Genomic DNA, 12,918 nt, shown 5'->3' with positions numbered 1-12,918 from the left:
TCAACGCCAACACAGTAACTTGTTTTGGTTGAAATGTTGTACATGCCAGCGGCAACATCGCGCTGGTTTCGCCGGAAACGCACGCCTATCATGACTATCTCCTGCCAACTCACCGAATCGCGCCGCCTGCAGGCGCTGCGCAAGCTCAAGCTGCTCGACACCCCGCCCAGTGCCGCGTTCGACCGCATCACGCGCATGGCCGCGCATTTTTTCCAGCTGCCGATTGCCGCCGTCTCGCTCACTGACGCGGATCGCCAGTGGTTCAAGTCGCGCGTGGGCATCGAGCACGATTCGATCCCGCGCATGCAGGCGCCCTGTGGCGAAGTGGCCGATACGCGCGAGGTGCTGGTGATAGCCGACTTGCAGCAGGACTCAGACTATCGCGACAGTCCGCTCGCTGCCAGCGGCATCCGCTACTATGCCGGCGCGCCATTGGTCAGCCTGGACGGCCACTGCCTGGGCGCCCTGTGCGTGCTGGGCACCGAACCGCGCGAAACCACGGCAGAGGAACTGGCCTGCCTGACCGACCTGGCCGGCATGGTGATGGCGCAGATCGAGATGATGCATGCAATCGGACGCGTCGATCCGGTCAGCGGCCTGCCCAACCGTACCCAGTTTATCGAAGACTTCCAGGACATGCAGCAGGAGCGGCCCGACGGCGAATGGGGCCTGGCGATCCTGATCAACCTGGCCACGCCGCAGCAGCTGGCGCACGCGGCGCGCGCCATGGAGCCGGTATATCTCGATGAACTGGTCAATGACACGGCCGCGTGGATCCAGGCGGAACTGGGCCAGGGTCGCAAAGTCTATCAGGTGGCCACCACCCAGTTCGCCCTGCTGGCCGCGCCGTCGATGACGCTCGACGTCTGCGTGCCGCTGATCGAGGCAAAGATCGCCAGGGCGATCAACACCATCACGACCAGCTTCGTGGCCACGCCAGCGGTGGGCGTGGCGCCGTTCGAGGTTGGTTCGGCCGACTGCCTGAGCGTGCTGCGCCGCGCGCAAAGCGCGGTACAGGACGCCATCGAGCGCGCCGCCCACGTGGCTGTCTATTCGGCGCATGAAGACCGTCTGTACCGGCGCCGCTTTACCTTGCTGGGCGACTTCAGCGCTGCGCTGGCCAGCGGCGACCAGTTGCGCCTGGTGTACCAGCCGCGCATCGATATTGCCAGCGGCCTGTGTACGGGCGCCGAAGCGCTGCTGCGCTGGAACCACCCGACGCTGGGCGCCATTGGTCCGGCCGAATTCATCCCGTTTATCGAGCGCTCGCGCCTGGCGCAGGCCACCACCGCCTGGGTTATCGACACCGCGCTCGACCAGCAGCAGACCTGGCGCCAGCAGGGACTGACGCTGCAGCTGTCGCTCAATGTGTCGGCCACCAACCTGCTCGAGGCGGACCTGGCCGAGCGCATCGTCGCCGCGCTGGACGCGCGCGGCCTGCCGCACGACTGTCTGGAGCTGGAAATTACCGAAAGCGCGATCATGGAGCAGCCAGCCAAGGCCAACGCCATGCTTGAAACGATTGCCGCCGCCGGCGTGCACCTGGCGATCGACGACTTCGGCACCGGCTACAGCAGCCTGGCCTACCTGCAGCGCATGCCGGCCGACGTGGTCAAGATCGACCAGTCCTTCGTGCGTGAACTGGAGCATGACGAGCGCCAGCAATGCCTGGTCAGGGCCATGATCGCGCTGTCACAGGACATGGGCCACCGGGTGGTGGCCGAAGGCGTGGAAAACGACGCCGTGCTGGCGTTTTTGCGCCAGGCCGGCTGCGACGAGGCACAAGGGTACTTCTTTGCGCGCCCGCTCGAGGTGGTGGATTTTGCCGGCTGGTATGTCAGCCGGCTGGTGGGGCAGGCGCAGTTGCTGGCGGGAGGGCAGATACTGCCGCCTGAGGCTGGGATGCTGGCTACCGCCATTTAATCTTGGTTGCCAGCTTGTATAAGCACGTAATTAAGTGTTTTATGCCTTTAGATATTTCATGTGTATATTACATCTCAACTTTTCCGCCTACTGATGCTTCAGGGTCAAAGCTGAATACCCGCAATTCTGGCAGATCCTGTTCTCCCCGAGTGATGCGGACTGTCATAAAAAATGCAAGTTCCCATCGGCCTTTGCTTTGTCCAACATCGAGATTATGTTTCCACTCTTGGCGGATACGACGCAATCCAGGCAGTTCAGGATCGTCTGGCAATAAGTGCGATTCAAAATCCAGTGGCAGCTGGTATGTTGCACCTACTGATTGCAGAAATGGTGATGGCATGGAGTAGCGCGTGGGTAGATCTGGGCCAATTTGTGTCAACTGCGGCACGCTGACGATACAACAATCGATGATCTGAAAACCGGAAAAGTCACTTTCTTTTGAGCCGCAGCAATTAACATCAAGATAAACATGCTGACCTTGCTTAAATCGTACTCCGCCCATATAGGGGCCATGGCGCGGATCAGCGCTGCCATCACAAGATGTAAACGAGTAATCCAGTTGATTGGTAATTTGATCTGCATCAAAGTGAACAGATAATTTCATCCAAGGTTTTTCGTAGTTCATGTATTTTATTTTCTTTCCATTTTTAAAATTAATTTTTGGTAGCGAGCATCTCGTCTCAAATTCAATAGATCCGGTGCCGTTTCGATGAAATTTATAGGGTAGCCATATTTGAGAGCATTTTCCAGAGCGGCGATTGCTTCGTTGCGCTTTCCTAATAATTCATAAGTTAGTGTTGCGCGGAAATTAATGTCTGGAAAATTAGGCGCCAGATTTAGAGAATTTTTTACATGCTTTAGCGCATCTTCATGCAAACCTACATAAGCTGAATAAAGGGCGAAGCGGGAATGGATCTGGGCGTCATCAGGAATGTTTGGAAATGATGATTTTATAAGATTAATGGCGCGCAAGTAAGAATTATGTGAATTTTCTATTTCGCTAGGAACCCAGCGCTGAGCATCAGCAAGATTTGCCCAAAGCAAATAGTTATTTGGGCTTCCTTTTTTATCTGATACTGCATTTTTGAAGGCTTGAGTTGCTCCTATATAATCGCCGCGATTAAAAAGGGAATTTCCCAGGTTGGTGTAAAGCTCCCAGTCTGGATTTATCAGCAAGCCTTTTTGCAGGACTTGCAGAGCCTCATCGCTGCGATTGAGGCGATCAAGTGTTGCGCTAAGGTGTGCATAAACATCGGGAATCTCTGGATTTAGCAGCATTACTGTTCTAAATAATCTTTCGGCCTCGATGTAATTTCCTTGATTGTAGTTTATACGTGCAAGCATTGATAAAAAAAATCGATTATTGGGATATATTTTTATGGATTTATTGAGTACATCTTTTGCCAAATCTATTTTTTGTGTGCGATTAAATAACCTTGCTTTTGCATACAAGGCAAAAAAATTGTTTGGTTCTAAATTCAAGGAAATTGTAACCTCCTGCATTGCCTGAGTGAGTTGGCCTTGATGTTCCATTACCCAAGCTAATGCAACATGGGTCATTGCTAACTGATCATCTGTTATTAGTGCCTGCTTAGCCGCAATATCGGCGCGTTGTAACCAAGTCTGATCTCTGCCACTGCCAAGGTAACGTAGTGTATATACCAGCGAGATGCCAGCATTTGCACCAGCGTGTTCAGGGTTGCGCTTGAGAATAGTGCTAAAATATTCTGATGCTTGGTTTTGAAAAACTGCCTGATCAAATGTGCTTAATGCTTTCATCCCCGCCGCCATACTCTCTACCTCGGAGTATGGTGCTGGCGCTTTTTCCCCAGTGACCAAAGCTGTTACTGCAGGTGTTATATTGGACCATTGCCAAGTGAGTAACAACATCAACGCCATAATCCCTGCGCCAATTTGCAAACTGCGCTTGCTCGGTACTGGAACGCGAATTGAAACAGCTGTGGGTGGCACGGGCGGTAATGTGGTTTCAGGTGCCGGGGTCACGGCAGGTGCCAATATCAGTCCATTGCGGTGTGCTGCGATCGCTTCGCGTATGACTCCCATAGTGCTTGGCCTATCCACCGGCTCATGCGCCGTCATCGACCGCACCAGTGCAGCGATGGCAGGCGGCACGGTGTCCGGCAGCGCCGGCCAGGCGGCGTTCGGCTGCATATGCGCGGCGGCCAGGGCCAGGCCGTTCAAGTGAGAGAAAGGACGCTGGCCGGCCAGCATTTCATACAGCATGGTGCCCAGCGCATAGATGTCGCCGCGCATGTCGGGCGGGCGGCCCATCAGGCGTTCGGGCGCCATGTAGGCAATGGTGCCCTGCAGGTCGCCCAGCGCGGTGGTCTGGGTTGCCTGCGGGTCGAGCTGGCGGGCCAGGCCGAAGTCGAGGATGCGTACCTTGCCGTCGGCTTCGATCATCAGGTTCGACGGTTTCAAGTCGCCATGCACCAGGTCCATGGCGTGCGCTTCATCCATGGCGTCGGCAATCTGGCTGGCGATATCGAGCGCGGTGTCGAGCGCTACCGGTGCACCCTGCATGAACTGCCCCAGCGTCTGGCCTTCCACCAGTTCCATCACGATGGACTGGCCATGGCCGTTGCCGTCAATGGAAAAGATGCGCACAAAGGCGCTATGGCGCAGCGAGGCGGCCAGGCGCGCTTCCTTGATCAGTTTTTCAGGATGCTGCAGGTCGGCCTGCGGTTTCAGGCGCTTGAGCGCCACGCTGCGGCACAGCTTGGCATCCCAAGCTTCGAACACATGGCCAAAGCCCCCTTCGCCCAGCAGGCGGCGAACCTCATAGTGCTCGCTGATGGTCTCGTCTTGCAAAAATGGCTGGCGCGGGGCGTCGAGCAGTTCCATGGCTGGGCATCCTGCCAGGCATCAAGAACGTTAGGCTTGATGAACAGCAAGATTGATAGAAAGTAACATGCTGATTTAAAACGATAGTTTGAAATAAGTCAATTCTTATTAGCAAAAAATGAAGTAGAAAACGGCAAGCTGGCATGCCGTAATGCACTAACTTGTTTAAACGCAACTTTGTTGGTCTTCCCTCACGCAATAATAAAACTCGTACGCTGCACCGGAGCCGGCATGGACGATTTATTGCGATATTACGAACACGAACTGGCTACGCTGGGCGAGCATAACCAGGAGTTTGCCCGTCGTTATCCGGCCATCGCTGCTGCGCTGGGCGCGTCCGACGGCGCCGATCCGCAACTGGCGCGTTTGCTGCAAGCGACGGCCATGTTCAATGCGCGCACGGCGAAGCGCCTCGATGATGCCTTCGGCCAGTTCAGCGACACGCTGCTGGAGGTGAATTTCCCACACTATCTGCGTCCGTTTCCGTCCTGCGCGATTGCCCGTATCGATACCGATGGCCATGCCGGCGGGCCGGATCCATCGATTATTCCCCGTGGCACGGTCATGCATGCGCCCGAGCAGCAGGGCGTGGTGTGCAAATTTACAACTGCGTATGGCGTGACAGTGTCGCCGCTGCGGCTTGCGCAGGCGGGTTACCAAGCTGTGCTTGATGCACCAGCATCGCTGCAGCTGCCAGACCATGCTGGCGCCATCAGCATGACGCTGGAAGCGGGCAATGCGGCGTCGCTTGAGGCGGTAAAGCAGCCTGCGCTGCGCCTGTTTCTCGACGGCGAGGCGGCGTTTTGCGCGATCTTGCGCGATGCGTTGCTGTTGCATGCACGTGGCAGTTGCGTGGAAATCGCGCTGGCCGATGGCACGCGCCAGTGGCGCCTGCTTGGTGCGTTGCCGCTGCGGCCGGTTGGTTTTGCCGACGATGAGGCGTTGCTGCCGTTCAAAGCCAGCTCGCATGCAGCCTGTCGATTATTGCTTGAATACTTTGCTTTTCCCGATAAGTTCAATTTTGTCGATCTCGATATTGCCGCTTTGCAGGCCGTGTTGCCGCCAGGCGCACAGCGCTGCACCGTGCATCTGCTATTGGCCGATGCCGGCAGGGCAGTGGCGCAGGGCTTGCGGCACTTGTCGCGCCAGCATCTGCGAACTGGATGTACGCCGGTGGTCAATCTGTTCAGCCAGGCGGCCAGCCCTATCCGGCTGACCCACACCAGCGCCGATTATCCGCTGCTACCGTCGGTGCGCCAGGCGCACTGTTATGATATTTACAGCGTTGACAGCGTGTGCGTGCTCAATGAAAGCGGGCAGGGCGGTGCGCTGCAAAACTACTACCCGCTCTATTCGATGCGCCATGGCGAGGCTGGCGGGCGCCTTGGCCGCTACTGGGTGGTGCGCCGCGACGAGGCCATGGCGCTCAGCCATCCTGGCTATGAAATGCGCATGGCCTTTGTCGACAGCAACATGCAGTCATTGCAGGACAGCACGCAAACCGTTTCGATCAACTTGACCTGCAGCAACCGCGACCTGCCGTGCAGCCTGGCCCGAGGCGCCACCGGTGGCGACCTGCACCATGAAGGGGCGGCCAGCGCCTTGCCGGTACGGCTGCTGCGCAAGCCGTGCAAACCCATGCGCTTTGCCGGTGGTGCGCCCGCCAACTGGCGCCTGATCGCGCAGCTGTCGCTCAACCATCAATCGCTCAATGAACAGGGCTTGCCTTTGTTTAAGCAGATACTGGAATTGCACAACCTGCCGGGTTCTGGCAGCGCAGCGCGCCAGATTGCCGGCATGGTGGGCTTGCGCCAGCGTCCGGCCAGTACCTGGTTGCCGGACGAAACGGGCGGCGCGCTGGTGTTTGGCATCGACGTGTTGCTGACAGTTGATGAAACCGCTTATGTAGGCGCCGGCCTGCATGTCTTTGCGCAAGTCATCGAGCATTTTCTCGCCCTGCATGTGCATCTGTGCAGCTTTACCCGCCTGATTGTGTTGTCGCACCAAACCGGAAAGGAGCTGCTGTGCTGCCAGCCTCGCAACGGCCAGCAGACACTGGCGTAATCGCCGGTTTGCTGGCCCAGCCATCGCGCTTTGATTTTTTCCAGGCGCTGCGCCTGCTGCTGGCCTGGCTGCGCGAGCACAATATTGATGAAGCACAGGCATTTGCGCATTGCCTGCGCCTGCACGGCAGTACAGCGCTGGCGTTTGCGCCGGCGCAGATCGAACAGCTGTGGCTTGAGCACAATGATGAGCTGGTCGTGCATCTGCGCGCCGCCATGGTCGGTTACCTGGGCGTGCATGGCGCCTTGCCGCTGCATGACACGGTGACCTTGCTGCGCCATGCGCGCGAGACCGGCAACGAAAGCGTGCTGGCCTGGCTCGATTGCCTGTCACAGCGGGGGCTGGCACAGTTTTACCAGTGCTGGGCGCGCTACCGTATCGAGTGCCATGGCGTGCACGGCGGCGAATATCTGCAACTGCAACTGGCGCTTGCTGGCGGCAGCGCGCTGGTGCCGGAGCAAAAGCCGGAGCAAGAGCCGGAGCAAAAGCGAGAGCAAGATCGCGGCGGCCTGCCGGCGCATGCGGTGGCCCACTATGCGGCTGTGCTGCGCCATCGACCGGTAACAGCCAGCGCCATGCAGGCGGTACTGGCCGAGTACTTTGGCGTGCAGACAACGCTGCAACCGTTTGTCGGCGCCTGGATTACGCGCCCCGTGCGTGAGCGAACCTGCCTGGTTTTCGATGCAGCGCCGCTCGGCGGTGGCGCCATGCTGGGCCGGCGATGCCGGCGCGCTGACCTGCGCCTGCGCCTGGTGCTCGGACCATTGACGCGCGCGCAATACAACGACTTTTTACCGGGTCATCCTGGCGCGCTGGCGCTGCGGCAGATGCTGGGCTTGTTCGGCCTGCCATCGGTCAGCATTGAAGTGCGTCTGATGTTGCGCCGCGAGGATATCGCCGGTTGCACGCTGGGCGCCAGCACCAGCCTTGGGCGCGAGGCTTTTTTGCTGGCAGGCCAGTCGTCGCAAGATCGGGACGACCAGCATTATCTGGTGCGTTTCGATGGTTCGGCCTGAGCGGTCGACGCAATAGTTCTATGCACAAGGAGAAACCATGGACGGCGATCAGGACTTCATGCACTGGCTGGCGCTGGAAAAAGAGCTGACTACGGCCAGCCGGCCATTGCGCCTGCGCCTGGCCTATGCCGATGGCCTTAATGACGACTTGCTGCTGCCGCAGCGCGCCAGTGGCAGCGAAGCCGTTTGTGGCGGCGTCGAATACCGCATCTTGTGCGTGGCGGGCGAGGTGCAATTGCCGCTCAAGCAATTTATTGCCGTGCCAGCGCAGCTGCAGATCGTCACTGATTGCGGCCAGTTGCACAGCGTCTGCGGCATCGTGGCCGAAGCGTGCGCGGGACAAAGCGATGGCGGCCTGGCCACCTATCAGCTGGTACTGCGCGATGCGCTGGCGCTGATGGAAAAGCGCATCAATACACGCGTGTTTCGCCAGTGCAGCGAATTGCAAGTGGTGCAGTTGCTGGTGGAGGAGTGGCGCCAGGGCAATGGCGTGCTCGCTGCCAGCCTGGCGCTGCAGGTCGACCCCGCGCTGACCGCACGCCAGCAGCCGCTGCGCGACTTTATCATGCAGCACAATGAGTCGGACGCTGCCTTTATCCGCCGCCTGCTGCGCCGGCGCGGCATTGCCTGGTATTTTTCCGCTGGCAAGGAGGCATCGGACGGCGTGCCGCCGCAGGTGCTGCATTTGTTTGACGACGCTAGCCGCCTGCCGCAGAACGCTGCCGGCGCGGTGCGTTACCACCGCGATCATGCAACAGAAGAGCGCGATACGATTACTGCCTGGAATGCCATACGGCGCTTGCAGCCGGGCAAGCTGGAGCGCTATAGCTGGGATGACGCGCATCCGCGCAGCGCCCATTTCATGGCCACCCGCACTGTCAGCTCGGTAAATCAGGGCGAGTTGGGCAACCGGCTGGCAGCCAGCCTGGACGACTATATCGTCGAGATGCCGCAAGCCGGCGCCGGCAACGACGACCATCGCCAGCTGGGTCAGGCGGCCATGGCGCGTCATGACTTCGACAGCAAGCAGTTCCAGGGCGAAGGCTGCGTGCGCGACTTCTGCGCCGGGCAGTGGTTCAGCTTGCAGGGGCACGCCGAGATCGACACCCATGCGGCTGACGAGCGCTGCTTTGTCATTACTGCGCTGGAATGGTGGGCCAGTAACAACCTGCCCAAGTCGCTCGATGCCCGTATCGAACGCCTGTTTGCGCAGAGTCAATGGCACATGCATGCCAGCGCGGTGCCGCCCGATGATGGCCAGCCTTTGCGTTACCGCAACCGTTTTACGTGCGTGCGGCGCGGCATCGATATCGTGCCAGATTACGACCCGCGCAGCGATCTGCCGATGGTGCGGCTGCAAAGCGCGCTGGTGGTCGGGCCGGAGAATGAAGAAGTGCATTGCGATGCGCAGGGCCGCGTCAAGGTGCGCTTTGTTGCCACCCGCGCATCCGACCATGCACATGCCTATGGCTCCGGTGCGTCCGACAGCGAGCGTGATTCGGCCTGGGTGCGGGTAGCGTCGAGCTGGGCCGGCAATGGCCCGGACATGAGCGCCGGTGGGCAATGCGGCAGCGTGACGTTGCCACGCATCGGCAGCGAAGTGCTGGTCGACTTTCTTGGTGGCGACCCGGACCGGCCGATCATCATCGGCCAGCTGTATAACGCACCGGCTGCGCCGCCCGGTCTGAGCCGCCTTGGCGGCCTGCCCGGCAACCGCTATCTGGCCGGCCTGCGTAGCCGCGAGGTCAGGGGCGCGCGCGGCAACCAGTTGTGCCTGGATGACACGCCAGGCCAGATCAGCGCGCAACTGGCCAGCGACCATGCGGCCAGTCAGCTCAATCTTGGCTATCTGGTGACGCCGCGCGTGGACGGCGCCGGCCGCCAGCGCGGTGACGGCTTCGAGTTGCGCAGCGACGCCAGCGGCAGCGTACGCACGGCGCGCTCCTTGTTGATTTCTGCCTGGAAGCGGGTGGGGGCCAGCGGCACCCAGCTCGATAGCAGCGAGCATCGCGCACTGGCCAAAGAATGCCTGGATTTATCGAGGTCGCTGGGCGACTATGCTGCGCAGCATCAGGCGCTGGCCCACGACGCCGATGCCAGCGCCAGGCTGGCCGAAGCGCTGGCCGCCGACCAGCCCGTGATCGTCATCACCGCGCCCGATGGCCTGGCGCTGGGCACGCCCAACACCATCGCCGCGCATGCCGGTGAAAATATCGACCTGGTGGCCCAGCAGCATCTGCAGCTGACTGCCGCCCGGCGCTGCAACGTCAATGCCGGCAAGGGCATCTCGCTGTTTGCGCACGAGGACGGCATCGTGCAGATCGCCCACCATGGCAAGTTTTTGCTGCAAAGCCAGCATGACCTGCTGCAGGCCGATGCTGCCAAGGAAATCCGCTTGTCTGCCGGCACGCGCCTGGTCGGCATGGCGCAGGACGACATCACTTTGATGACTACCGGCGGCGCCTATCTGAAGTTGTCCGGCGGTAGTGTCGAGTTGGGCGGCCCGGGGGCGCTGACGATCCGGACCGCCGCCCATCACTGGAACGGTCCGGCCAGCCAGAAGGCCGAACTGCCCACCTTTGATGCTGGCGACCTGGGCCGCGTGCCGCGCCTGTTGCGCGCCAGCGATGGCATGCCGGTCGAGGGCGTGGACGTGCATATCGAGCGCGAAGGCGACAGCCCCGTTGCGGGCAAAAGCGATGCCGATGGCCGTGGTCCGCAACTGATGGCGGACCATTTGCAACGGTTGAAAGGGTTTTTCTTCCGCCGCCGTTCCTGAGGCATTTTTATGGAGGCTAGCATGGTGTTTGATCCACGCCCACCGCTTTGCGACGATCCGGCTATCGATATCGTCGGCGTTTTTTCCTGCAGCAATAATTATCTGCACAGCCAGATCGATACGTTTGAACAGCTGCCCTTGCCGGGCGTAATTATCTTCGTGCATGGCGTCAATTCCGATGGTGAATGGTATGGCGCGGCCGAAGAGGGCTTGTGCCGAGGACTCAATCATCGCCTCGGGCGCGGCAATGATTTTGTACCGGTAGCCTACGGCGCCGAAATTACCGCCGACGGCTTTGTTAATCCGGACATGTCGGCCGATACCCTGATCCAGGACGAAAACACGTTCTCCCCGGTGATCCGCTTTCGCTGGGGTTACAAGGCATCGGGCGAGGAGTTGCAGAAGTATGGCAAGGGCATCTATCTGAACGAAGAAAATTACTGGGGCGGTGGCCCGTTCGCCAACGGCTGCAGCGCGCTGGCCGATTTGTGGCAGGACGGCTTGTCCGACGGCTTGTTCCTGTGGAACACCATCCAGCACATGAACCCGTTTCCCGAACGCCAGGTATTCAGTTGTCCGCCACGTGCCTATTTTGTGCTGGCTGCCTACCGGCTGGCCAGACTGGTCGAAGCGATCCGGCAGCAGCAGGCCGACGTGCCGGTAACGATCGTCTGCCATAGCCAGGGCACGATGGTATCGATGGCCGCCGCTTTCCTCGGCCAGCGCTTGCCGGCGGTGGACGGCGTGCCCTGCGTGGCCGACAACTATGTCATCTGCAATTCGCCGTACAGCCTGGCCGATAGCAATTTCTCTGAGAACTGGATATCGGGCAATTTGCGTGCGGCCGATGGCAGCAGCGGCAGGCTGACGCTGGCCGCGCGTATCGCCACGCTGAAAAACTTTTTCGATATCCTGCGCCAGCGCGCCAGTTTGGCTGCCTCGCAGACCGATGAACGGATCGACCAGGCGATGGGCAACGCCAGGCATGGCTTTTCGGCGGCTCGCGACCGCGAACAATACGGCATCGCCGGCAGTGCGCGCAGCGGCAAAAAGTCCTCCTACGGGCGCGTCACCATCTACTGCAATCCGCACGATATCGTGGTGTCGTCGATTGCCATTCAGGGCATCGGCTGGCGTGGCCTGTCCGGCACGCTTTCGCCCGATGCGACCAGCGCAGCAGGCGGTGAACTGCAGGCTACTCATGCCGACGGCGTTTGCGTGCAGCGCGTGTTTGCGCAAGGTTTCGAGGTCGGCAAACAGGGCCGCTACCACTACTGGAACGACCATTGGCGGCGTCCCAGGGCCGGCGGCAACGATTTCTGGTTTCCTGCGCAAAAATATGCGTCGTATTCGATCAGGCAGGGCAATGAGGCCAACCCGAACAATTGTGCGGTAATCCTGACCATAGGTTTTGCGCCGATCTTCTTTTTTATTACCACCCTGTTCAAGCAGCCAACCAACGCCTCGCCACACAAGGATTGGACGGTCGAGATCAACGCGCCTGCCTTGCCCTTGTTCCTGCCTTGCTCAAGACGCCTGGACCGCGATAGCGAAACATTTGACGAAGGCTACGATCCACCCGGCGAATCGCGCCAGGCCGGCAAGCAGCGGGCTGCCGGCGACGATTTTCTCGCCGACCGCGAAATCCCGCGCGGCGGCCTGCAAGGTCAATTGGGCAAGCAAGAGGCTGCCAGATACGACAGCGCCAAAGGCACCGCCGCCGACGAAGCGCGCCTGCGCTACGAACAGCGCGCCGCCATCCGCGCCAAAGCCGTGCGCGATGGCGTCAGCCCCGCCGGCCAGACAGTACATCAGGAAACCCGCAACGCCACCCCGGACGCCGCTTACATGCACTGGCGCAGCGCACGCATCGAGGAAATGATGAAAAACCAGGTCGGCACCTTTGCCACCGACCATTCCACCATTATGACCAACCCCATGCATGCTGAAAAAGTACTGGCTTATGACGTGGCGGTGGGGGTGTGCCGTATCAAGCCGGCTGCGCTCAGGAGGTTGCGGGTGGCGGGGGATTGGAGGTTGTTGGAGTGGGCGTATGACACAGAAACTGCGAAAAAATTTAACGAGTACTTTGCCAATGCCACGCTCAACGCGTTGTACCTGACTGCATGGCTTGATAGCGATAACTGTGCTGCAAAAATGCCCGACTCCATCATTGATCAGCGTCAAAACCTGCCAAGAAGCATCGAGCCTACGTCGGGAGAAATGGCTCATGGATAAAGTAGCGTGTTTTCAATCGTACGATTACTGCTT

At 59.7% G+C, this 12,918-nt stretch carries 7 protein-coding genes; 5 read left to right on the top strand and 2 right to left on the bottom strand.

Annotated elements, in window-relative coordinates:
* The first annotated feature begins 90 nt into the window (after positions 1–90).
* Positions 91–1,923, top strand: a complete 1,833-nt coding sequence (locus GCM43_RS16625) for a sensor domain-containing phosphodiesterase (RefSeq protein WP_152246249.1) — start codon at positions 91–93, stop codon at positions 1,921–1,923.
* Between the two features lie 67 nt (positions 1,924–1,990).
* Here the strand turns inward: GCM43_RS16625 and GCM43_RS16620 are convergent, their stop codons facing one another.
* Together GCM43_RS16620 and GCM43_RS16615 are read right to left on the bottom strand one after the other, a co-directional pair.
* Entirely contained in the window at positions 1,991–2,548 is a 558-nt protein-coding gene (locus tag GCM43_RS16620) for a hypothetical protein (RefSeq protein ID WP_152246247.1), read from the bottom strand.
* Positions 2,549–2,553: 5 nt separating this feature from the next.
* A complete protein-coding gene (locus GCM43_RS16615) occupies positions 2,554–4,788 on the bottom strand; it encodes a serine/threonine-protein kinase (RefSeq protein ID WP_152246245.1) in 2,235 nt (744 codons plus the stop codon).
* Between the two features lie 231 nt (positions 4,789–5,019).
* On the opposite strand from GCM43_RS16615, the gene tssF reads away from it, so the two are divergent.
* Genes tssF through GCM43_RS16595 form a run of 4 tightly spaced genes read left to right on the top strand, consistent with a single transcriptional unit; the run spans position 5,020 to position 12,885 of the window.
* Positions 5,020–6,852, top strand: coding sequence for a type VI secretion system baseplate subunit TssF (tssF, locus tag GCM43_RS16610; protein ID WP_152246243.1), 1,833 nt, complete (start codon positions 5,020–5,022; stop codon positions 6,850–6,852).
* Positions 6,813–7,868 carry a type VI secretion system baseplate subunit TssG gene (tssG, locus tag GCM43_RS16605; protein WP_193315646.1) on the top strand — a complete coding sequence of 352 codons (1,056 nt, stop codon included), beginning with the start codon at positions 6,813–6,815 and terminating at the stop codon, positions 7,866–7,868. The genes tssF and tssG overlap by 40 nt, the downstream gene beginning before the upstream one ends.
* Positions 7,869–7,905: 37 nt before the next feature.
* The gene (locus tag GCM43_RS16600) at positions 7,906–10,647 is read left to right on the top strand and encodes a type VI secretion system Vgr family protein (protein WP_152246239.1); all 2,742 of its coding nucleotides are present in this window, start codon (positions 7,906–7,908) and stop codon (positions 10,645–10,647) included.
* A gap of 21 nt (positions 10,648–10,668) precedes the next feature.
* Positions 10,669–12,885 carry a T6SS effector phospholipase Tle3 domain-containing protein gene (locus GCM43_RS16595; RefSeq protein ID WP_152246237.1) on the top strand — a complete coding sequence of 739 codons (2,217 nt, stop codon included), beginning with the start codon at positions 10,669–10,671 and terminating at the stop codon, positions 12,883–12,885.
* The last annotated feature ends 33 nt before the right edge of the window (positions 12,886–12,918 follow it).

It is taken from the genome of Janthinobacterium aquaticum (assembly GCF_009208565.1).
Classification (GTDB): Bacteria; Pseudomonadota; Gammaproteobacteria; order Burkholderiales; family Burkholderiaceae_D; genus Janthinobacterium.
The sequence above is the reverse complement of the archived record's forward strand: the minus strand, read 5'-3'. Positions and strand labels throughout refer to the sequence as shown.

What these genes read in the sequence shown, in the direction of transcription:
- GCM43_RS16625 (WP_152246249.1), top strand. Translation starts at nt 91, where the DNA reads ATGACTATCTCCTGCCAACTCACCGAATCGCGCCGCCTGCAGGCGCTG.
- GCM43_RS16620 (WP_152246247.1), bottom strand. Translation starts at nt 2,548, where the DNA reads ATGAACTACGAAAAACCTTGGATGAAATTATCTGTTCACTTTGATGCA.
- GCM43_RS16615 (WP_152246245.1), bottom strand. Translation starts at nt 4,788, where the DNA reads ATGGAACTGCTCGACGCCCCGCGCCAGCCATTTTTGCAAGACGAGACC.
- tssF (WP_152246243.1), top strand. Translation starts at nt 5,020, where the DNA reads ATGGACGATTTATTGCGATATTACGAACACGAACTGGCTACGCTGGGC.
- GCM43_RS16600 (WP_152246239.1), top strand. Translation starts at nt 7,906, where the DNA reads ATGGACGGCGATCAGGACTTCATGCACTGGCTGGCGCTGGAAAAAGAG.
- GCM43_RS16595 (WP_152246237.1), top strand. Translation starts at nt 10,669, where the DNA reads ATGGTGTTTGATCCACGCCCACCGCTTTGCGACGATCCGGCTATCGAT.